Raw genomic sequence first — 20361 nt, 5'->3', positions numbered from 1 at the left:
GATTAAGGCGTTAAAGTTTTTTGGCTTTTTCCACGGCTTCGTCGATGGAACCAACCATGTAGAACGCCTGCTCTGGCAGGTGATCGTATTCGCCTTCCATGATGCCTTTAAAGCCACGGATGGTGTCTTTCAGGGAAACGTATTTACCTGGAGAACCGGTAAATACTTCCGCAACGAAGAACGGCTGGGACAGGAAGCGCTGGATCTTACGAGCGCGTGCTACCACCAGTTTGTCTTCTTCAGACAGTTCATCCATACCCAGGATGGCGATGATGTCTTTCAGTTCCTGGTAACGTTGCAGCAGGGACTGTACGCCACGCGCGGTGTCGTAGTGTTCCTGGCCAACAACCAGTGGATCCAGCTGACGGCTGGTGGAGTCCAGCGGGTCAACGGCTGGGTAGATACCCAGAGACGCGATCTGACGGCTCAGTACCACGGTTGCATCTAAGTGAGCAAAGGTGGTTGCTGGTGATGGGTCAGTCAAGTCATCCGCAGGTACGTATACCGCCTGAACGGAGGTGATAGAACCGGTTTTGGTAGAGGTGATACGTTCCTGAAGAACACCCATCTCTTCTGCCAGAGTTGGCTGATAACCTACCGCTGAAGGCATACGACCCAGCAGTGCTGATACTTCAGTACCGGCCAGGGTATAACGGTAGATGTTATCAACGAACAGCAGAACGTCACGGCCTTCGTCACGGAATTTCTCCGCCATAGTCAGGCCAGTCAGCGCAACGCGCAGACGGTTTCCTGGTGGCTCGTTCATCTGACCGTAAACCAGGGATACTTTGTCCAGAACGTTGGAGTCAGTCATTTCGTGGTAGAAGTCGTTACCCTCACGAGTACGCTCACCAACACCAGCAAACACAGAGTAACCGGAGTGCTCGATCGCGATGTTACGGATCAGCTCCATCATGTTTACGGTTTTACCAACACCCGCACCACCGAACAGACCAACTTTACCGCCCTTCGCAAACGGACACATCAGGTCGATAACTTTGATGCCGGTTTCCAGCAGTTCCTGAGAGCTTGACAGCTCTTCGTAGGAAGGTGCTGCGCGGTGGATAGCCCAACGCTCTTCTTCACCGATGTCGCCTTTCATGTCGATTGGGTGACCCAATACGTTCATGATACGACCCAGTGTTGCTTTACCTACCGGGACTTCGATCGGGTGTTCGAGGTCTTTAACTTCCAGACCACGACGCAGACCGTCGGAAGAACCCATTGCGATGGTACGCACGATACCACCACCGAGCTGCTGCTGAACTTCCAGCACCAGGCTCTCGTTACCATTCTGTACCTCAAGAGCATCGTACACGCGCGGTACGGCATCCTGAGGGAACTCGACGTCAACCACGGCGCCGATTACCTGGACAATTTTTCCAGTAGCCATCTTGAATCCTCTACGAATTAACCTGGTTATACCGCGGATGCACCACCGACGATCTCGGTGAGTTCCTGAGTAATGCTGGCCTGACGAGCTTTGTTGTATACCAACTGCAGCTCTTTAATCAGGCTGCCGCCATTGTCGGTCGCGGCTTTCATCGCCACCATACGTGCGGCCTGCTCGCTGGCCAGGTTTTCTACCACGCCCTGATAAACCTGTGATTCAACGTAACGACGCAGCAGGGTATCCAGCAGCGGTTTCGGATCAGGTTCATACAGGTAATCCCAGGTTTTCTGCTTCATCTCACCATCTTCTGATGCCGGTAAAGGCAACATCTGAGTGAGCGTCGGAACCTGAGACATGGTGTTAATAAATTTGTTGCTGACAACGTACAGTCTGTCCAGACGGCCTTCATCATAGGCCTGCAACATCACTTTAACCGGGCCGATCAGTTCGGACAGGGACGGGTTATCACCCATACCGGTCACCTGAGCGACAATGTTGCCACCAACGGAGTTAAAGAAAGAAACGCCCTTAGAGCCGATCATTGCGATATCGCACTGAACGCCTTTTTCGGACCATGCTTTCATATCCGCCAGCAGTTTTTTGAACAGGTTAATGTTCAAGCCGCCACACAGACCACGGTCGGTCGACACCACCAGGTAGCCCACGCGCTTAACGTCGCGTTCTTCCAGGTAAGGGTGCTTATATTCCAGATTACCGTTTGCAAGGTGACCAATCACTTTGCGCATGGTTTCTGCATAAGGACGGCTGGACGCCATGCGATCCTGCGATTTACGCATTTTGGAAGCGGCGACCATCTCCATCGCTTTAGTGATCTTCTGCGTGTTCTGGACGCTTGCGATCTTACTACGTATCTCTTTTGCGCCGGCCATGAGCTTCTCCTCAATGCCAGACGGCTTGTCCTAAGACAAGCCGCCGGACGATTACCAGGACTGGGTTGCTTTGAAGGAATCGAGGATAGCTTTCAGCTTGCCTTCGATTTCGTCGTTGTAGCCACCGGTCTGGTTGATCTCTTGCATCAGCGGAGCGTGATCACGGTCAACGTAAGCCAGCAGAGCGGCTTCGAAGCTACCGATTTTCGCCAGTTCCACATCTTCGAGGTAACCGCGTTCAGCCGCGAACAGCACCAGGCCCTGCTGAGCAACAGACATTGGAGCGTACTGTTTCTGCTTCAGCAGCTCGGTCACTTTCTGACCGTGGCTCAGCTGTTTACGAGTTGCTTCATCCAGATCGGATGCGAACTGAGAGAACGCAGCCAGTTCACGATACTGTGCCAGTGCGGTACGGATACCACCGGACAGTTTCTTGATGATCTTGGTCTGAGCAGCACCACCAACACGGGATACCGAGATACCTGGGTTAACTGCCGGACGAATACCGGAGTTAAACAGGTTGGTTTCCAGGAAGATCTGACCATCGGTAATGGAGATTACGTTGGTCGGAACGAACGCAGAAACGTCACCCGCCTGGGTTTCGATGATCGGCAGAGCGGTCAGTGAACCGGTTTTACCCTTCACTTCACCTTTGGTGAAGTTCTCGACGTATTCCGCGTTAACGCGGGAAGCACGCTCCAGCAGACGAGAGTGGAGGTAGAATACGTCGCCTGGGAATGCTTCACGTCCAGGTGGACGACGGAGCAGCAGAGAAACCTGACGATAAGCAACAGCCTGTTTAGACAGGTCATCGTATACGATCAGTGCATCTTCACCGCGGTCACGGAAGTATTCGCCCATTGCGCAACCGGCATATGGTGCCAGGTATTGCAGTGCAGCAGATTCAGAAGCAGTTGCAACCACAACGATGGTGTTAGACAGCGCACCGTGTTCTTCCAGTTTGCGAACAACGTTGGAAATGGTGGACGCTTTCTGGCCGATAGCCACGTACACACATTTGATGCCAGAGTCGCGCTGGTTGATGATGGCATCGATAGCCATTGCGGTTTTACCGGTCTGACGGTCACCGATGATCAGTTCACGCTGACCACGACCGATTGGGATCATGGCATCAACGGACTTATAACCAGTCTGTACTGGCTGATCAACGGACTGACGGTCGATAACGCCCGGTGCGATAACTTCGATTGGAGAGAAGCCATCGTGCTCAACCGGACCTTTACCGTCGATTGGCGCACCCAGGGTGTTAACAACACGACCCAGCAGGCCACGGCCAACCGGAACTTCCAGAATACGACCCGTACACTTAACCTTCATGCCTTCGGCGAGGTCAGCGTATGGACCCATCACAACTGCACCTACGGAGTCGCGCTCCAGGTTCAGTGCGATAGCGTAACGGTTACCCGGCAGGGAAATCATTTCACCCTGCATACAATCGGCCAGGCCGTGAATGCGGATAACACCGTCACTTACAGAAACAATAGTACCTTCGTTGTGAGCTTCGCTCACAACACTGAACTGAGCAATGCGCTGCTTGATCAGTTCGCTGATTTCGGTGGAATTCAGTTGCATGCTCCAGTCCCCTTAAGACTGCAAGACGTCTGCAAGGCGCTCAAGACGGCCGCGTACGCTGCCATCAATGACCATATCACCCGAACGGATGATTACGCCTGCCATTACAGACTTATCGATTTTGCAATTCAGCTTAACTTTGCGTGACAGACGTTTTTCCATCGCGGCAGTGATCTTCGAAAGCTGTTCGGTACTCAGTTCAGTTGCAGAAGTCACTTCAACTTCAGCGGTAGCTTCACTAAGGGCACGTAAGTGCTCGAACTGCTCAAGAACATCCGGGAGCACACGCAGACGACCATTCTCAGCCATTACCTTAATCAGGTTCTGGCCGTTGGCATCCAGCTGCTCTCCGCACACGGCGATAAACGACGCGGCGAGGGTTTCTGGCGCTAACGCACCGGAAAGCAACTCAGCCATTTGTTCGTTTTTCGTCACCTCAGCGGCAAACGCCAGCATGTTCTGCCAGCGATCGACATTTTGGTGTTCGACAGCAAAGTCAAAAGCTGCTTTGGCGTAGGGGCGAGCTACCGTAACAAATTCAGACATCAGCCCCTCCCTCCTTACAGTTCAGCGACAAGTTTGTCCACGATGTCGCTGTTAGCAGCTTCATCCACGGAACGTTCGATGATCTTCTCGGCGCCAGCAACAGCCAGAATCGCAACCTGCTTACGCAGTTCTTCACGAGCACGTTTACGCTCAGCATCAATTTCAGCCTGAGCTTGTGTCACGATCTTAGTACGTTCCTGTTCTGCTTCAGCTTTGGCTTCGTCCAGGATCTGAGAACGGCGTTTGTTAGCCTGTTCAATGATTACCTGAGCTTCAGCTTTCGCTTTTTTCAGCTGGTCTGTCGCGTTGGCCTGTGCAAGGTCCAAATCTTTCTTAGCGCGTTCTGCGGAAGCCAGACCGTCAGCAATTTCTTTCTGACGTTTTTCGATGGCAGCCATTAATGGCGGCCATACATACTTCATGCAGAACCAGACAAAGAGAATAAACGCGATGGCCTGGCCGAGGATTGTTGCGTTCATGTTCACAGCACAATACCTCTTTAATTTCTGTGGCTTAGGGTTTTAAAACTACTACTACGCGACAGCAAACATCACGTACAGACCCAGACCTACAGCGATCATTGGGATAGCATCCACCAGACCCATAACGATAAAGAACTGAGTACGCAGCAGAGGAATCAGATCCGGTTGACGCGCTGCGCCTTCCAGGAATTTACCCCCGAGGATGCCGATACCGATCGCAGCACCGATAGCCGCCAGACCCATCATCACAGCGGCAGCCATGTACAGCAGATCCATATTCAGGTTTTCCATGACAGTCTCCAGTTTGTTTCAATTAAAACGTAGTAGTGTTGGTAAAGAATCAGTGCTCTTCAGACGCCATCGACAGATAGACAATCGTCAGAACCATGAAGATAAAGGCTTGCAGCGTAATGATCAGGATGTGGAAAATGGCCCACGGCACATTAAGAATCCACTGTGACCACCACGGCAGAAGACCCGCGATCAGAATGAAAATCAGCTCACCCGCATACATGTTGCCGAACAGTCGCAGACCCAGTGAAACAGGTTTGGACAGCAGGCTAACGCCTTCCAGGATCAGGTTGACCGGAATAAACGCCCAGTGGTTGAACGGCTGCAAGGTAAGCTCTTTCACAAAGCCGCTTACGCCTTTCATTTTGATGCTGTAGAAAAGAATCAGGATGAATACACCGAGCGCCATCGACAGAGTGATGTTCACGTCAGCAGACGGAACCACGCGCAGTGCAGGCAGACCGAGGACGTGTTCGCCAATCCACGGAATGAAATCGATAGGCAGAAGGTCCATCAGGTTCATCAGGAATACCCAAACGAACACGGTCAGGGCCAGCGGAGCAATCAGCTTGCTCTTGCCATGGTACATGTCTTTCACGCTGCCATGGACAAAGCCGATGATCATTTCGATGAAGGTCTGGAATTTCCCTGGAACACCGCTGGTCGCTCTTTTAGCAACACCGCGGAACATGGCCAGGAACAGAAGACCCAAAACCACCGAGAAGAACATGGAGTCGATGTTGATCGTCCAGAAGGTGGCCGGGGGGTTATGCGGATCGACCAGCGAGAATGTACGCAGGTCCAGCTGAAGGTTATTCAGATGGTGACCTATGTAATCCTGCGGCGTCATATTTTCTGAAGCCATGATGCCTTTTACCCTTTGTTGTTGATTACAGCTGGAGCCAGAACTTGTACCACCAGCACCAAAACCCACGTTGCTATCAGCGGCATGAATACCACTTTCAAAACCGCCAGCGCCATCACCAGTAGAGCAAAGGTCAGCAACACCTTACACACTTCGCCGAGAGCGAAGGACCAGGCCACACGGCCTTTGGCAGGTGTATGTGCCTGATGACGCCAGGCAAAAATCATAAACAACACGTTTGGCAAAACCACCGCCAAACCCCCGCACACGGCGGAGACGCCCCAGAAGGGGTCTTTGAGGCTAAACAGCAGTCCACTTGCTATCACAGCCAGAAACTGAATGAACAGAAGCTTACGAGCAACGTTTCTACTCAAGAGCGACACAGACATCACGTTTTTACTCCTGCTCCCTTTGAGGTATGTCGCGTGTCGTATAAAACGTCCTTTAAGGCTCAGAGTCAAGCATCAAAAAGCGGACAAATTATACGGTGCGCCCCCGTGATTTCAAACATTAAGTAGCGAAAAGGTGAATAAATGTTTAAATATTTTTCCCCACCGCTATTTTTTAACTTTTCGTGAAACCGCAGGCCTTCCAACCAAACTGCAAACAGCGCGAAAACGTTGACGATAAAGCGTGCACGAGATCACAAAATACACATTTACGATAAGGTTGTATTTATCAAAGACGTAAATCGGTTTATTTCATCTTTATGATATTAAAGATAAATTGTCGCAACTATTTTCAAAACAGCCCTGTATACAACAAAAACCTTTTATTGACATTCTTAATAAATATTTAACATCCACACCTTATTGCCACTTTTCACTTTTAGCAGGCTGATATTTTCATGGTTGATTATTTTCCAGAGCAACCATGCCAATAACGTTAACCCTAAGAAAATCCACGGTAACAACAAGGTTAAATTAACTTCAGTAAAATCTCGTGAGTTGTGCTGTTTTTTAACACTCTAAGAACAGCACAAATTCCACATTTTTTATTAATTTTTTAAAAATTGTTTGGCTTAATTATCACCAGATGGCGTTCGCCATCGAGCTGAGGAATGTTTAATTTCTCAATAGTTTCGACTGAAAAACCAGCAGGAAGCTGTTCAATTTCCTCAGCAGGCAGCTGCCCTTTCAGCGCATAAAAACGTCCATTTTGCGCAGGCAAATGCTTACACCAGCTCACCATATCATTGAGTGATGCAAATGCGCGGCTGATAACACCGTCAAACGGAGGCTCAGCCGGGAACTCCTCTACCCTGCTCTGCACAGGTGTGATGTTATCAAGCTGCAATTCATGCTGCACCTGACGCAGGAAACGTACGCGTTTCCCAAGGCTGTCCAGCAGCGTGAAATGGCTCTCAGGACGAACAATCGACAACGGCACGCCAGGCAGGCCCGGACCCGTCCCGACATCGATAAAGCGCTCACCTTGCAGATACGGGGCAACCACGATGCTATCGAGGATATGGCGAACGAGCATCTCGTTGGGATCGCGTACGGAAGTCAGGTTGTACGCTTTGTTCCATTTGTTCAGCATATCGACATAGGCCACCAGCTGATTTTTCTGGTGATCGGTGAGCGAAATACCTGCTTCATCCAGCAGACGAGAGAGTTTATTGAGCACGGTGAATACCTGTTTAGATTTTTCGCCCGGTGGCGCTGACGCTTACCGGGCCTACGAATAAGTAGGGCGGGTCAGCGAAGCGCCACCCGCCAAAAAGAAACGTTCAAGGAACTACGCGCTGCGGCGCAACATGCCTTGTTTTTTCAACCACACCAGCAGAATCGAAATCGCGGCAGGTGTGACGCCGGAGATACGAGATGCCTGGCCGATCGACACAGGCTTGTGATCGTTAAGCTTGGCGATCACTTCGTTGGAAAGGCCTGTAACCTGGCGATAGTCCAGCATTTCCGGCAGCAACGTGTTTTCGTTGCGCTGCTGTTTTTCGATCTCATCCTGCTGACGCGCAATGTAGCCTTCGTACTTAACCTGGATTTCGACCTGCTCTGCCGCTTCAGCGTCTTCAAGACCCGGCGCGAACGCGGTCAGTTTGACCAGGTTCTCATAGGTCACTTCCGGGCGACGCAGCAAATCTTCACCGCTGGCTTCGCGTGAGAGCGGTGCAGTCAAGTGAGCGTTCACTTCGGCAGCAGTTTCTGCCTGTGGATTCACCCACGTTGTTTTCAGGCGCTGACGTTCCTGTTCGATGCGTTCCAGCTTCTCGTTGAAGCGCGCCCAGCGTTCGTCATCCACCAGACCCAGCTCACGACCCATTTCAGTCAGACGCAGATCGGCGTTGTCTTCGCGCAGCATCAGGCGATATTCCGCACGGGACGTAAACATACGGTACGGCTCTTTGGTACCCAGGGTGCAAAGATCGTCAACCAGCACGCCCAGATACGCCTGAGAACGCCCCGGAGCCCAGCCCTCTTTCTCGGCGGAGAAGCGTGCGGCGTTCAGACCTGCAAGAAGACCCTGCGCGGCAGCTTCTTCGTAACCTGTCGTGCCGTTGATCTGGCCTGCGAAGAACAGCCCGTGGATGAACTTGCTCTCCAGGGTTGGCTTCAGGTCACGCGGATCGAAGAAATCGTATTCAATAGCGTAGCCTGGACGAACAATTTTAGCGTTCTCCATGCCTTGCATTGAGCGAACAATTTGCATCTGCACATCAAATGGCAGGCTGGTGGAAATACCGTTCGGATAAATTTCGTTAGAGGTCAGCCCTTCCGGCTCCAGGAAGATCTGGTGCTGGTTACGATCGGCAAAGCGCATCACTTTGTCTTCGATCGACGGACAGTAACGTGGGCCGATCCCTTCGATCACGCCGGCATACATTGGGCTGCGATCGAGGTTATTACGGATCACGTCATGGGTTTTTTCGTTGGTGTGCGTGATGTAGCACGGCACCTGCTGCGGATGCTGAGCCGCATTGCCCATGAACGAGAACACCGGCATTGGGTTGTCACCATGCTGTTGTGCCAGCACGCTGAAATCAATGGTTCGGGCATCGATACGCGGCGGCGTACCGGTTTTCAGGCGGCTGACGCGCAGCGGCAGCTCACGCAAACGACGAGACAGCGGAATGGATGGCGGATCGCCAGCACGGCCACCGCTGTAGTTATCCAGACCAATATGGATCTTGCCATCAAGGAATGTCCCGACGGTCAGCACCACCGCTTTAGCGCGGAATTTGAGGCCCATCTGGGTCACCGCGCCGACAACGCGATCGTTCTCAACGATAAGATCTTCCACCGCTTGCTGGAAGATCATCAGATTCGGTTGGTTCTCCAGTGCGGTACGCACTGCCTGGCGGTAAAGCACGCGGTCTGCCTGGGCTCGTGTCGCACGGACGGCAGGGCCTTTGCTCGCGTTTAGTATCCTAAACTGAATGCCAGCCTGATCGATCGCCTTCGCCATCAGGCCGCCAAGTGCATCCACTTCTTTTACCAGGTGTCCTTTCCCAATGCCGCCAATCGCCGGATTACAGGACATCTGTCCAAGCGTGTCGATATTGTGTGTCAAAAGCAGGGTCTGCTGACCCATTCGCGCTGCGGCCATTGCGGCCTCAGTGCCTGCATGACCCCCGCCAATGATAATGACGTCAAAAGGATCCTGATAAAACATGGTGGTCTGCCTCGCGTAAAGCGGTATGAAAATGGATTGAAGCCCGGGCCGTGGATTCTACTCAACTTTAGTCTTTCGAGAAAGCATTGGGATCCTGGGCTATTAAAAAGAAGATCTTTTTATTTAGAGATCTGTTCTATTGTGATCTCTTATTAGGATCGGCTCTCCCTGTGGGTAAGTCCGATCTCACAAAGAAGATCATGCAGTTAGAAAGGATCGTTTGCTGTGAATGATCGGTGATCCTGGACCGTATAAGCTGGGATCAGATCGCGACTTTATACACAGGCCAAAAACGGGGCGCGAGTTGTTATTGGGATAACTACGGCTTAATACGAGCTTTTAACCAGAGTTATCCACATCTGTTCGCGCGATCTTTAATCGTTTTTGAGTAAATTTTTCCATTCTTCCAGCCAAACCTCTGCTGGATCCTCTGGAATATCGTGCTCGAGGATGTTGATCTTCAGTGTTTCACCGAGCTGTTTGGCTCCGCATGACTTCACTGCGGCTTCTACTTTCTCTACTGCACCACAGAAGGTGTCATATTCACGGCTGCCGATACCGACTGCACCGAAACGTACGGCTGACAGGTCTGGTTGTTGCTCCAGCAGTTCGTCATACAAAGGTTGCAGGTTGTCAGGGATATCGCCCGCACCGTGTGTAGAGGTGATCAGTAGCCAGATCCCGGCAGTCGGAAGATCTTCCAGTAACGGCCCGTGCAGGGTTTCTGTGGAAAAACCGGCATCTTCCAGCTTTTCGGCCAGATGTTCTGCAACGTATTCCGCGCCGCCCAGGGTGCTGCCACTGATAAGAGTAATGTCCGCCATTGATCGCTCGCTCATATTAAGAGGCGGCCATTGTACGCTGTGAACGAGCTGGGATCTACCTGTGGAAAATGTGGGAATGAATTTGCCCGATCACGGGCGGATAGTCCGCATGATCGGGTTTTGCAGGGAGATAAGGGTTTCGGTGGACTGAATTTCATCGATTGTTTGGATCTTGTTGATAAGTACCTGCTGGAGCGCATCGATGGATCGGCACATCACTTTAATAAAGATGCTGTAGTGCCCGGTGGTGTAGTACGCCTCGGTGACTTCATCGAGTGCGTTCAGCTTTTCCAGCGCAGAGGGATAATCTTTGGCGCTTTTAAGAATAATGCCAATAAAGCAGCAGACGTCGTAACCCAGCTGTTTTGGACTGACGTCGATACGTGCGCCGGTAATGATCCCCGCCTGCTTCATCTTCTCAACCCGCACGTGAATGGTTCCGGGGCTGACGCCAAACTGTTTTGCCAGTTCTGCGTAGGCGGTGCGTGCATTGGCCATTAACGCTTCCAGGATGCCGCGGTCCAGATTGTCGATCTGATAATTTTCCATAGGTTTTTCTTATGAGGATTAGTGAATCACTCTATTCTAGCGTCATATTTTAACGAATCAAAAGTGAAGGTGGCTTTTTGTTGTTGGATTATTGAATTGAGTGCCATTTCTGTTGCTTAATCAATACCAACAGGACGCAGGAGTATAAATAATGAAAACCGCTTACATCGCAAAACAACGCCAGATCAGCTTCGTTAAATCCCACTTTTCCCGCCAGCTGGAAGATAAGCTCGGCCTGGTTGAAGTTCAGGCTCCAATCCTAAGCCGCGTAGGAGACGGGACGCAGGATAACTTGTCTGGTTGCGAAAAAGCGGTTCAGGTGAAAGTGAAAACACTGCCAGATGCCCAGTTCGAAGTGGTTCATTCACTGGCGAAATGGAAGCGTCAAACGCTGGGACAACATGACTTCAGCGCAGGCGAAGGGCTCTACACGCACATGAAAGCCCTTCGCCCCGATGAAGACCGTCTTTCTGCTATTCACTCTGTCTACGTTGACCAGTGGGACTGGGAGCGCGTAATGGGTGATGGAGAGCGCCATGTTGGTACGCTGAAATCCACCGTTGAGGCGATCTACGCCGGGATCAAAGCGACTGAAGCCGCCGTGAGCAAAGAGTTTGGTCTGGCACCGTTCCTGCCGGAAACGATCCACTTTGTTCACAGCCAGGAGCTGCTGAGCCGCTTCCCGGATCTGGATGCTAAAGGCCGTGAACGCGCAATTGCGAAAGAGCTGGGTGCGGTATTCCTGATGGGGATCGGCGGCAAGCTGTCTGATGGTAAGCGCCATGACGTTCGTGCCCCTGATTATGATGACTGGAGCACGGCGGGTGAGAGCGAATTTGCGGGTCTGAACGGTGACATTCTGGTCTGGAACCCGGTTCTTGAAGATGCATTCGAGCTTTCCTCAATGGGGATCCGTGTTGATGCTGCGGCACTGAAACGCCAGCTGGCCATTACGGGTGATGAAGATCGTCTCCAGCTGGAGTGGCACCAGGCGCTGTTACGCGGTGAAATGCCACAGACCATTGGCGGCGGCATCGGGCAATCCCGTTTGACTATGCTCCTGCTGCAACTGTCGCATATTGGCCAGGTACAATGTGGGGTTTGGCCGCAGCAGATTCGTGAAAGCGTCGGTTCCCTTCTTTAATTAGCGTCGCCAGCGTCTTAGCAGGCGACTACGCAACCCGGTATCAAAGCGCCAGATATGATCGAAGATGCGCATGATGCCGGGTTTTCCATTTACGGACATCGCCACAGCATGAAAACGATGCTGATGTTCGCGCTGTAACACCTTCACTTTATTCACCACGTCATCCGGCAGCCGCTGGGCAATGAAGTCAGAGATCACCACCGCATCGGCATCGTACCAGTCGCCACCCTGCATACGTTCGATAATGGCACGAAAGCAGCTCGCCATATCGGTACCGCCGCGAAAACGCTGGCTTAAGAAACGGATGGCCTGCTCAATGCCTTGTTGCCCCGTCAGTTCGTAACCAACCACTTCGCTGGAAAACAGCATAATAAAGCAGCGACGCCGGTCGGCCAGGGCCACGCGCATCAGTGCCAGGCAAAAGGCCTTCGCGCATTGCTCATTAAAGCCGCCCATTGAACCGGAAGTATCCACGCAAACAATAAAAGGCCCGCGCGGCTGCTCATCAAAGTCCTGATGTACCACCGGACGCTGGCTGATTTTTTCGTGCCAGGATTCGCCATGCAGTCGGTACGTGAGCAACTGTTTTTCCACCAGCCGACGATAAAACTCGTACTCCAGCTCGGTAATACCCAGCGTGCTCAGCTCCGTAGGCAACAGACGCAAAATATCATCGCTCTGCTGTAAGCCATCAACCTGTTCAGGCACCGTCGCCGGTTCGCGCACCAGCGTGCGGAACGTTTCCATTGGCGCATCTTTCTTCGGGACGGATTTCGCCTCCCGCGAACGGCCCAGCTGCTCTGCGAGCTTCATGAGCTCAGGTTGCTGCGTCAGAAAGTCGCCGTATTTCACGATCAGCTGGTAATCACCACGTCGTAACTGCCCGGCGCTCATATCCCACAGACGTCCGGCCGCGTTTTCGTTTTCCACCAGTACCTGTTCCAGCTGGCCGCTGAGCGTCATACGCTCCTGTACTTCGCTCAGAAGCTGTTCACGCTCTTCATCAAGCAGCTGCTGGTTAAGGGTTGTCGCCTGCACCACCAGGCTGAGCCGCCAGCGCTGTAAAAACAGGGTATGCAGTGCCGGAGTAAAGGTGGCGTTATCGGTGACCAGCGTTCTGGCCTGGCTGGCAAACGGCGAGTGGACTTTATCCAGCAGGGTCAGGGTTTGCGGTAGCTGAACAATGAACTGCGGCGTGGATAGCCGCTGGCACTGCTGATAGCACGCCACTTCTTCGGTGAGTTCAGGCGGGACTTCCGTCTCTTTTAAGCGCTTACGCAGATTATCCCGCCAGCGCGGGAGATCGTCGGTCATGGCTTTTTTGAGCTTAGGGAATTTTTCAAAGAAGGCCGCCAGCTGTGGGGAGGCCAGCAGAGTAATGACGACCTCTTCGATCAATCCTTCCTCACTGACCGCCAGCATGACGTTAAGCGTATCCAGCGTTAGCATTGACGCGCCTGTTTGATCTGCGCGCCCACGTCCTGAAGGCTGGCTTCAATGCGTCCCAGCCAGTCGCTATGGATAAAGAGACACTTCTGCTGCTCGCTGAAGCGGGTATGTTGCTGATGCCATTCGGTATCCAGCGCTTCCAGTTGCTGTTTGATCTCTTCCGGCACGCTGTCTGACGCCGTGCCGGGCAACGCAAGGCGGGAACCTTGCAGGCTAACATCGCGAAGCACCAGATGCTGGCTGGTATCAACTTCCATATTCAGCAGCTGCGCAAAACCAATGCCGTTGAGCTTGCCGCGGATGTCGCCGCCTTTATCCAGCCACTGCGATAACGCCTCGCGCTCAAGGGTAATGTGCACCACCTGCATATCGTGGAGTTTTAGCGGTTGCTGGAGCAGAAGCGTGAGAGAGGTAGCTGTGAGCTCAGCTGGCAGCTCGTAATGCGGTTTACGGGCAAACATTCCGCCAAGACGGTTAACCTTGAGCGCTGTTTTATCGCTTTGCTGCTGCTGGAGCTGCATCCGACGCTGGGCAATAGCGCCAAGCTGGTTGAGCATTGACTGCTGTCCCCAGGCCTGCCCGGTCATCAATATTTCAAGCTGTTGCTGCATCAGATTCATGCCTTCTGCGTCATGCCACAGACAATCTTTCAGCAGGATCAGGTCAATGGGCGCAACGGCATCACGCCCGCTGAACAGGGCGCTGGCCTGTAACAGGCGGATCGCTTTTTTCCAGCGACGATCGGAAACATAGGGCGCTGAAGGCAGTAAATCGAGCTGCTGGCGCAGCATGAAGATCAGCTCAAAGACGGCATCCGGCAGTTTGATTTTGCCGATCTCCTGCTGCCACTGATGATATTCCTCGTCGGTGACCTGAAGTGAAGCGGATACCGGGTTTTCGTTTTCATCCTGCTGGCTGACCAGCATCGAGCGGAAGTTCGATTTGTCCTGGACTTTGTCCAGCCACAGACGAATAAGCATACGGTCGTAAAGCGCTTCCAGGCTGTTGTCGGCCTCCGGGAGTTCGTTTGAGGCGGCCACCAGCAGGCGCATCGGGATTTTCTCTTCACTGGCGCCGTTACGGAACCGACGTTCGTTAATTGCCGTAAGCAGGGTGTTCAGAATGGCCGGGCCGGCTTTCCAGATCTCATCAAGAAACACAATCTCGGCTTCCGGCAGATAGCCATCCGTCAGACGCTGATAGCGCCCTTCGTCTTTTAAGGCCTGAATGGAAAGCGGACCGAAAACTTCTTCCGGGGTAGAGAATCGGGTCATCAGATATTCAAAGGCACGGGCATTCTGGAAAGCATACTTCAGCCGGCGGGCAATCAGACTTTTCGCGATCCCCGGCGGGCCAAGCAAAAATACACTTTCGCCGCTCAACGCCGCCAGTAAACACAGGCGAATGGCGTGGCTACGCTCGAAAAGGCCTTTTTCCAGCGCGCTGCTGAGGCGGGAAATTCTTTCTGCTAATAAATGTGAGTGAGCCATAATAGTTTTGCATCCTTTCGCCGTCGTGGCGGCCAATTGAAGCGAGTATAGACGTTTCAGTCAGGGCTGGTAATAGACTGAAGTGCGGCGCTATTTTCTTTGAGCTACATTAATGCGGTTGCATTTAGGGGTACGATTTTGCAATTAATCGTGCATACTGTGCGCTTTTTGTGGGCCAAGGGACTAAGCACACATTTGTTATACAAACGAAAAGACTAGTCTATGAGCACTGATAATAAGCAATCATTACCCGCAATAACGCTTGCGGCGATCGGGGTTGTCTACGGTGATATCGGCACCAGCCCGCTTTATACGCTTCGTGAATGTCTGTCCGGTCAGTTTGGTTTCGGTGTTGAACGTGACGCTGTTTTTGGTTTTTTGTCACTCATCTTCTGGCTGCTGATCCTGGTTGTTTCCGTTAAATATCTCTCCTTTGTTATGCGTGCAGATAACGCAGGTGAAGGCGGTATCCTGACGCTGATGTCTCTTGCCGGGCGTAACACGTCGGCCAAAATGACCTCGGTGCTGGTTATCATCGGGTTGATTGGCGGTAGCTTCTTCTATGGTGAGGTGGTGATCACCCCGGCGATTTCGGTTCTCTCGGCAATAGAGGGGCTGGAAATCATTGCGCCGCAGCTTGATACGTGGGTTGTCCCGCTGGCCATTATTGTTCTGACGCTGCTGTTTGCTATCCAGAAGCACGGCACCGGGCTTGTCGGGAAGCTGTTTGCACCGATTATGCTGGCCTGGTTCCTGATCCTGGCAGCGCTGGGTTTGCGCAGCATTATTGCGAACCCGGAAGTGCTGCACGCTCTGAATCCGCTCTGGGCTGTTAACTTCTTCCTGGAATACAAAACCGTTTCGTTTATTGCATTAGGCGCGGTCGTTCTTTCTATTACCGGTGTTGAAGCGCTGTATGCGGACATGGGGCATTTCGGCAAGCTGCCAATCCGCGTGGCATGGTTTGCAGTGGTGCTGCCGTCACTGGTGCTGAATTACTTCGGCCAGGGCGCCCTGTTGCTCAAGACCCCTGAAGCCATTAAGAACCCGTTCTTCCTGCTGGCTCCTGACTGGGCGCTGGTGCCGATGCTGATCCTCGCTACCCTGGCGACAGTCATCGCCTCTCAGGCGGTGATTTCCGGCGTGTTCTCTCTTACGCGTCAGGCCGTGCGTCTGGGTTATCTCTCGCCAATGCGCATTATCCACACTTCAGAAATGGAGTCGGGCCAGATCTACATTCCTTTCATTAACTGGCTGCTCTACTTTGCGGTGGTGATTGTCATCGTGAGTTTCGAGCACTCCAGTAACCTGGCTGCGGCATACGGTATTGCCGTGACCGGTACCATGGTGTTGACGTCGATCCTCTCCACGACCGTGGCGTACCGGAACTGGCACTGGAATAAATTCCTGGTGGGGATGATTCTGGTGGGCTTCCTGTGTATCGACGTGCCACTGTTCTCCGCGAACCTCGACAAGATTGTCTCCGGTGGCTGGCTGCCGCTGACGCTGGGTCTGGTGATGTTTATTGTGATGACAACGTGGAAGAGCGAACGTTTCCGTCTGCTGCGTCGTATGCATGAGCACGGCAACTCTCTGGAAGCGATGATTGTTTCCCTGGAAAAATCCCCGCCGGTGCGCGTTCCGGGTACTGCGGTGTATATGTCGCGCGCATTGAACGTTATCCCGTTCGCGCTGATGCATAACCTCAAGCACAACAAAGTGCTGCATGAACGTGTGATCCTGCTGACGCTGCGTACCGAAGATGCGCCGTATGTTCATAACGTGCGTCGCGTGCAGATTGAGCAGCTGTCGCCAACCTTCTGGCGCGTGGTGGCAAGTTACGGCTGGCGCGAAACGCCGAATGTGGAAGAGGTGTTCCACCGCTGCGGTCTGGAAGGGCTGAGCTGCCGTATGATGGAAACTTCGTTCTTTATGTCGCACGAGTCGCTGATCATCGGTAAACGGCCGTGGTATCTGCGTCTGCGTGGCAAGCTGTACCTTATCCTGCAACGTAACGCCCTGCGTGCGCCTGACCAGTTTGAGATCCCGCCTAACCGCGTGATTGAGCTTGGGACACAGGTCGAGATTTAAGTCCTCTTTGAAATGCCGGGTGGCGCTGCGCTTACCCGGCCTACTCTACCCGTAGGCCCGCGCAAGCGAAGCGCCGGCGGGCAATTTCCTCTCTCCACATTTCACTTAGCGAAACGTTTCGACGCTGATCACAATTCTGTTACGTCATGATGGTTTTCTGAACACCAGTGGGTCTACACTGTTTTCAGCGAAACGTTTCGCTAGTGGAGCAAGAAAATGAAGAAAGGCACTGTACTCAACTCAGAAATCTCATCGGTTATTTCCCGTCTTGGGCATACCGATACGCTGGTGGTTTGCGATGCAGGCTTACCGGTTCCGCACAGCACAACCCGTATTGATATGGCGTTAACGCAGGGTGTTCCTTCGTTTATGCAGGTACTGGACGTGGTGACCGCGGAGATGCAGGTTGAGGCAGCCATTCTCGCGACGGAGATCAAACAACATAATCCGCAACTCCACGAAACGTTGCTCAGCCACATTGAGCAACTGCAACAACACCAGGGAAACACCATAGAAATTCGTTACACAACGCACGAGCAGTTCAAACAACAAACCGCAGACAGTCAGGCGGTGATTCGCAGCGGGGAGTGTTCCCCGTATGCGAATATTATTCTCTGTGCTGGCGTCACCTTCTGAGGCCATCATGGACGCATTATTGCAACTCAAAGGGATCGATAAATCGTTCCCTGGCGTAAAAGCCCTCTCCGGTGCCGCGCTGAACGTATACGCCGGGCGCGTGATGGCGCTGGTGGGCGAAAACGGCGCTGGCAAATCCACCATGATGAAAGTGCTGACTGGTATCTATCAACGCGATGCCGGCTCACTCACCTGGCTGGGTAAAGAAACCACCTTCAACGGCCCGAAATCATCCCAGGAAGCCGGTATCGGCATTATCCACCAGGAGCTGAACCTGATCCCGCAACTCACCATTGCGGAAAACATCTTCCTTGGGCGTGAATTCGTAAACCGGTTTGGCAAAATCGACTGGAAAACGATGTACGCCGAAGCGGACAAACTACTGGCGAAGCTGAACCTGCGCTTTAAAAGCGACCGCCTGGTGGGCGACCTCTCCATCGGCGATCAGCAGATGGTGGAAATCGCTAAGGTGCTGAGCTTTGAGTCGAAGGTCATCATTATGGATGAACCGACCGACGCCCTGACCGATACCGAAACCGAATCCTTGTTCCGTGTTATCCGCGAGCTGAAATCGCAGGGGCGCGGGATTGTCTATATCTCTCACCGCATGAAAGAGATCTTCGAAATCTGCGACGACGTCACCGTATTCCGTGACGGGCAGTTTATTGCCGAGCGCGAAGTGGCTTCGCTGACCGAAGATACTCTGATCGAAATGATGGTGGGACGTAAGCTCGAAGATCAGTACCCGCATCTGGATAAAGCGCCGGGTGAAGTCCGCCTGAAGGTGGACAACCTCTGCGGCCCAGGTGTAAACGATGTGACCTTTACCCTGCGTCAGGGTGAAATCCTCGGCGTGGCGGGCCTGATGGGCGCGGGGCGTACCGAGCTGATGAAAGTGCTCTACGGCGCACTGCCGCGCACCAGCGGTTACGTAACTCTTGATGGACATGAAGTTGTCACTCGCTCCCCGCAAGATGGTCTGGCGAATGGCATCGTCTATATTTCTGAAGACCGTAAGCGCGACGGTTTAGTGCTGGGTATGTCGGTGAAAGAGAACATGTCTCTTACCGCACTGCGCTATTTCAGCCATAGCGGCGGCACCCTGAAGCACAAAGACGAGCAGCAGGCGGTCAGCGATTTTATCCGTCTCTTTAACGTCAAAACCCCGTCGATGGAGCAGGCAATCGGCCTGTTGTCCGGCGGTAATCAGCAGAAGGTGGCGATTGCGCGTGGTCTGATGACGCGCCCGAAAGTGCTGATCCTTGATGAGCCAACCCGTGGCGTGGACGTGGGCGCGAAAAAAGAGATCTATCAGCTGATTAACCAGTTTAAGGCCGACGGTCTGAGCATCATTCTGGTCTCTTCTGAGATGCCAGAAGTATTAGGCATGAGCGATCGCATTATCGTCATGCATGAAGGGCATCTCGGCGGTGAATTCACTCGCGAGCAGGCCACCCAGGAAGTTCTGATGGCTGCCGCTGTGGGCAAGCTTAATCGCGTGAATCAGGAGTAAGAAGATGACTACCCAGGCTGTTTCTGGTCGCCGTTATTTCACAAAGGCTTGGCTGATGGAACAAAAATCGCTGATTGCCCTGCTGGTGCTGATTGCGATTGTGTCGACCATGAGCCCGAACTTTTTCACCGTTAATAACCTGTTCAACATTCTTCAGCAGACTTCCGTGAACGCCATTATGGCGGTCGGCATGACGCTGGTGATTTTGACGTCGGGGATCGACCTGTCCGTCGGTTCCTTGCTGGCGCTCACCGGTGCGATTGCGGCTTCAATTGTAGGGATTGAGGTCAACGCGCTGGTGGCCGTTGCAGCGGCCCTGGCAGCTGGCGCGGCGATTGGCGCCGTGACAGGTGTGATTGTGGCGAAAGGCCGCGTCCAGGCGTTCATCGCCACGCTGGTGATGATGTTGCTGCTGCGCGGTGTGACCATGGTTTACACCAACGGCAGCCCGGTGAACACCGGATTTACGGATAACGCCGATCTGTTTGGCTGGTTCGGTATCGGTCGCCCGTTGGGTATCCCGACGCCGGTCTGGATCATGGGTATCGTCTTCCTGGCGGCGTGGTACATGCTGCACCACACCCGTCTGGGTCGCTATATCTATGCGCTGGGTGGTAACGAAGCTGCGACACGCCTTTCTGGTATCAGCGTTAATAAAGTCAAAATTATCGTCTATTCCCTGTGCGGCTTGCTGGCGTCCCTGGCAGGTATCATCGAAGTGGCGCGTCTCTCTTCTGCGCAACCTACGGCGGGTACAGGTTATGAGCTGGATGCGATTGCGGCAGTGGTTCTGGGCGGTACGAGTCTCGCGGGCGGTAAAGGTCGCATTGTTGGGACATTGATCGGCGCACTGATCCTCGGTTTCCTGAATAATGGTTTGAATTTATTAGGTGTTTCCTCCTATTACCAGATGATCGTTAAAGCAGTGGTGATTTTGCTGGCGGTACTGGTAGACAACAAAAAACAGTAACT

At 52.9% G+C, this 20361-nt stretch carries 19 protein-coding genes; 5 read left to right on the top strand and 14 right to left on the bottom strand.

The features are described from left to right. Positions 1 to 10: 10 nt before the first annotated feature. The 12 genes from atpD to asnC form a co-directional block, all read right to left on the bottom strand. Positions 11 to 1393 (bottom strand): F0F1 ATP synthase subunit beta, encoded by a 1383-nt coding sequence (gene atpD, locus N1249_RS22470; RefSeq protein WP_014072438.1) that lies wholly within the window; start codon positions 1391 to 1393, stop codon positions 11 to 13. Positions 1394 to 1419: 26 nt separating this feature from the next. Then, positions 1420 to 2283 (bottom strand): F0F1 ATP synthase subunit gamma, encoded by an 864-nt coding sequence (gene atpG, locus N1249_RS22465; protein WP_014072437.1) that lies wholly within the window; start codon positions 2281 to 2283, stop codon positions 1420 to 1422. Positions 2284 to 2334: 51 nt separating this feature from the next. Next, positions 2335 to 3876 (bottom strand): F0F1 ATP synthase subunit alpha, encoded by a 1542-nt coding sequence (gene atpA / locus N1249_RS22460; protein WP_006808751.1) that lies wholly within the window; start codon positions 3874 to 3876, stop codon positions 2335 to 2337. 12 nt (positions 3877 to 3888) lie between these two features. Continuing rightward, positions 3889 to 4422, bottom strand: coding sequence for a F0F1 ATP synthase subunit delta (gene atpH / locus N1249_RS22455; protein WP_182063064.1), 534 nt, complete (start codon positions 4420 to 4422; stop codon positions 3889 to 3891). Between the two features lie 14 nt (positions 4423 to 4436). Then, positions 4437 to 4907 (bottom strand): F0F1 ATP synthase subunit B, encoded by a 471-nt coding sequence (atpF, locus tag N1249_RS22450; RefSeq protein WP_014072436.1) that lies wholly within the window; start codon positions 4905 to 4907, stop codon positions 4437 to 4439. A gap of 48 nt (positions 4908 to 4955) precedes the next feature. Continuing rightward, positions 4956 to 5195, bottom strand: a complete 240-nt coding sequence (atpE, locus tag N1249_RS22445) for a F0F1 ATP synthase subunit C (protein WP_000429386.1) — start codon at positions 5193 to 5195, stop codon at positions 4956 to 4958. A gap of 49 nt (positions 5196 to 5244) precedes the next feature. Continuing rightward, a complete protein-coding gene (gene atpB / locus N1249_RS22440; RefSeq protein ID WP_129994687.1) occupies positions 5245 to 6060 on the bottom strand; it encodes a F0F1 ATP synthase subunit A in 816 nt (271 codons plus the stop codon). Positions 6061 to 6068: 8 nt separating this feature from the next. Beyond that, the gene (gene atpI / locus N1249_RS22435) at positions 6069 to 6449 is read right to left on the bottom strand and encodes a F0F1 ATP synthase subunit I (protein ID WP_259833540.1); all 381 of its coding nucleotides are present in this window, start codon (positions 6447 to 6449) and stop codon (positions 6069 to 6071) included. 616 nt (positions 6450 to 7065) lie between these two features. Beyond that, on the bottom strand, positions 7066 to 7689 hold the full coding sequence (rsmG, locus tag N1249_RS22430) for a 16S rRNA (guanine(527)-N(7))-methyltransferase RsmG (protein ID WP_259833537.1): 624 nt from the start codon (positions 7687 to 7689) through the stop codon (positions 7066 to 7068). Positions 7690 to 7800: 111 nt separating this feature from the next. Beyond that, positions 7801 to 9690: a tRNA uridine-5-carboxymethylaminomethyl(34) synthesis enzyme MnmG gene (gene mnmG, locus N1249_RS22425; protein WP_023333918.1), complete on the bottom strand. Its 1890-nt coding sequence runs from the start codon at positions 9688 to 9690 to the stop codon at positions 7801 to 7803. 374 nt (positions 9691 to 10064) lie between these two features. Then, positions 10065 to 10514 carry an FMN-binding protein MioC gene (gene mioC, locus N1249_RS22420; RefSeq protein ID WP_166718226.1) on the bottom strand — a complete coding sequence of 150 codons (450 nt, stop codon included), beginning with the start codon at positions 10512 to 10514 and terminating at the stop codon, positions 10065 to 10067. Between the two features lie 90 nt (positions 10515 to 10604). Continuing rightward, on the bottom strand, positions 10605 to 11063 hold the full coding sequence (asnC, locus tag N1249_RS22415; RefSeq protein ID WP_003862383.1) for a transcriptional regulator AsnC: 459 nt from the start codon (positions 11061 to 11063) through the stop codon (positions 10605 to 10607). Positions 11064 to 11214: 151 nt separating this feature from the next. On the opposite strand from asnC, the gene asnA reads away from it, so the two are divergent. After that, complete coding sequence (asnA, locus tag N1249_RS22410; protein ID WP_259833533.1) at positions 11215 to 12207, top strand: aspartate--ammonia ligase; 993 nt, start codon at positions 11215 to 11217, stop codon at positions 12205 to 12207. On the opposite strand, the gene viaA is transcribed toward asnA, so the two are convergent. Both viaA and ravA read right to left on the bottom strand, forming a co-directional pair. Further along, positions 12208 to 13659, bottom strand: a complete 1452-nt coding sequence (viaA, locus tag N1249_RS22405) for an ATPase RavA stimulator ViaA (protein ID WP_259833531.1) — start codon at positions 13657 to 13659, stop codon at positions 12208 to 12210. It abuts the gene before it with no gap. Further along, positions 13653 to 15149 (bottom strand): ATPase RavA, encoded by a 1497-nt coding sequence (gene ravA, locus N1249_RS22400; RefSeq protein WP_259833529.1) that lies wholly within the window; start codon positions 15147 to 15149, stop codon positions 13653 to 13655. The genes viaA and ravA overlap by 7 nt, the downstream gene beginning before the upstream one ends. A gap of 222 nt (positions 15150 to 15371) precedes the next feature. On the opposite strand from ravA, the gene kup reads away from it, so the two are divergent. The 4 genes from kup to rbsC all read left to right on the top strand — a co-directional run bounded on the left by kup (position 15372) and on the right by rbsC (position 20359). Beyond that, on the top strand, positions 15372 to 17240 hold the full coding sequence (gene kup / locus N1249_RS22395; RefSeq protein ID WP_014072428.1) for a low affinity potassium transporter Kup: 1869 nt from the start codon (positions 15372 to 15374) through the stop codon (positions 17238 to 17240). Positions 17241 to 17456: 216 nt separating this feature from the next. Further along, on the top strand, positions 17457 to 17876 hold the full coding sequence (rbsD, locus tag N1249_RS22390; protein ID WP_014072427.1) for a D-ribose pyranase: 420 nt from the start codon (positions 17457 to 17459) through the stop codon (positions 17874 to 17876). A gap of 7 nt (positions 17877 to 17883) precedes the next feature. Further along, the gene (gene rbsA / locus N1249_RS22385; protein WP_259838252.1) at positions 17884 to 19389 is read left to right on the top strand and encodes a ribose ABC transporter ATP-binding protein RbsA; all 1506 of its coding nucleotides are present in this window, start codon (positions 17884 to 17886) and stop codon (positions 19387 to 19389) included. Between the two features lie 4 nt (positions 19390 to 19393). Further along, positions 19394 to 20359, top strand: a complete 966-nt coding sequence (gene rbsC / locus N1249_RS22380) for a ribose ABC transporter permease (protein ID WP_259833528.1) — start codon at positions 19394 to 19396, stop codon at positions 20357 to 20359. The last annotated feature ends 2 nt before the right edge of the window (positions 20360 to 20361 follow it).

This window comes from Enterobacter sp. CP102 (genome assembly GCF_025152625.1).
GTDB lineage: Bacteria > Pseudomonadota > Gammaproteobacteria > Enterobacterales > Enterobacteriaceae > Enterobacter > Enterobacter soli.
Note: the sequence above shows the minus strand (reverse complement) of the source record. Positions and strands in the feature narration are given on the sequence as shown.

What these genes read in the sequence shown, in the direction of transcription:
- atpD (WP_014072438.1), bottom strand. Translation starts at nt 1,393, where the DNA reads ATGGCTACTGGAAAAATTGTCCAGGTAATCGGCGCCGTGGTTGACGTC.
- atpG (WP_014072437.1), bottom strand. Translation starts at nt 2,283, where the DNA reads ATGGCCGGCGCAAAAGAGATACGTAGTAAGATCGCAAGCGTCCAGAAC.
- atpA (WP_006808751.1), bottom strand. Translation starts at nt 3,876, where the DNA reads ATGCAACTGAATTCCACCGAAATCAGCGAACTGATCAAGCAGCGCATT.
- atpH (WP_182063064.1), bottom strand. Translation starts at nt 4,422, where the DNA reads ATGTCTGAATTTGTTACGGTAGCTCGCCCCTACGCCAAAGCAGCTTTT.
- atpE (WP_000429386.1), bottom strand. Translation starts at nt 5,195, where the DNA reads ATGGAAAACCTGAATATGGATCTGCTGTACATGGCTGCCGCTGTGATG.
- atpB (WP_129994687.1), bottom strand. Translation starts at nt 6,060, where the DNA reads ATGGCTTCAGAAAATATGACGCCGCAGGATTACATAGGTCACCATCTG.
- atpI (WP_259833540.1), bottom strand. Translation starts at nt 6,449, where the DNA reads ATGTCTGTGTCGCTCTTGAGTAGAAACGTTGCTCGTAAGCTTCTGTTC.
- mnmG (WP_023333918.1), bottom strand. Translation starts at nt 9,690, where the DNA reads ATGTTTTATCAGGATCCTTTTGACGTCATTATCATTGGCGGGGGTCAT.
- mioC (WP_166718226.1), bottom strand. Translation starts at nt 10,514, where the DNA reads ATGGCGGACATTACTCTTATCAGTGGCAGCACCCTGGGCGGCGCGGAA.
- asnC (WP_003862383.1), bottom strand. Translation starts at nt 11,063, where the DNA reads ATGGAAAATTATCAGATCGACAATCTGGACCGCGGCATCCTGGAAGCG.
- asnA (WP_259833533.1), top strand. Translation starts at nt 11,215, where the DNA reads ATGAAAACCGCTTACATCGCAAAACAACGCCAGATCAGCTTCGTTAAA.
- viaA (WP_259833531.1), bottom strand. Translation starts at nt 13,659, where the DNA reads ATGCTAACGCTGGATACGCTTAACGTCATGCTGGCGGTCAGTGAGGAA.
- ravA (WP_259833529.1), bottom strand. Translation starts at nt 15,149, where the DNA reads ATGGCTCACTCACATTTATTAGCAGAAAGAATTTCCCGCCTCAGCAGC.
- kup (WP_014072428.1), top strand. Translation starts at nt 15,372, where the DNA reads ATGAGCACTGATAATAAGCAATCATTACCCGCAATAACGCTTGCGGCG.
- rbsD (WP_014072427.1), top strand. Translation starts at nt 17,457, where the DNA reads ATGAAGAAAGGCACTGTACTCAACTCAGAAATCTCATCGGTTATTTCC.
- rbsA (WP_259838252.1), top strand. Translation starts at nt 17,884, where the DNA reads ATGGACGCATTATTGCAACTCAAAGGGATCGATAAATCGTTCCCTGGC.
- rbsC (WP_259833528.1), top strand. Translation starts at nt 19,394, where the DNA reads ATGACTACCCAGGCTGTTTCTGGTCGCCGTTATTTCACAAAGGCTTGG.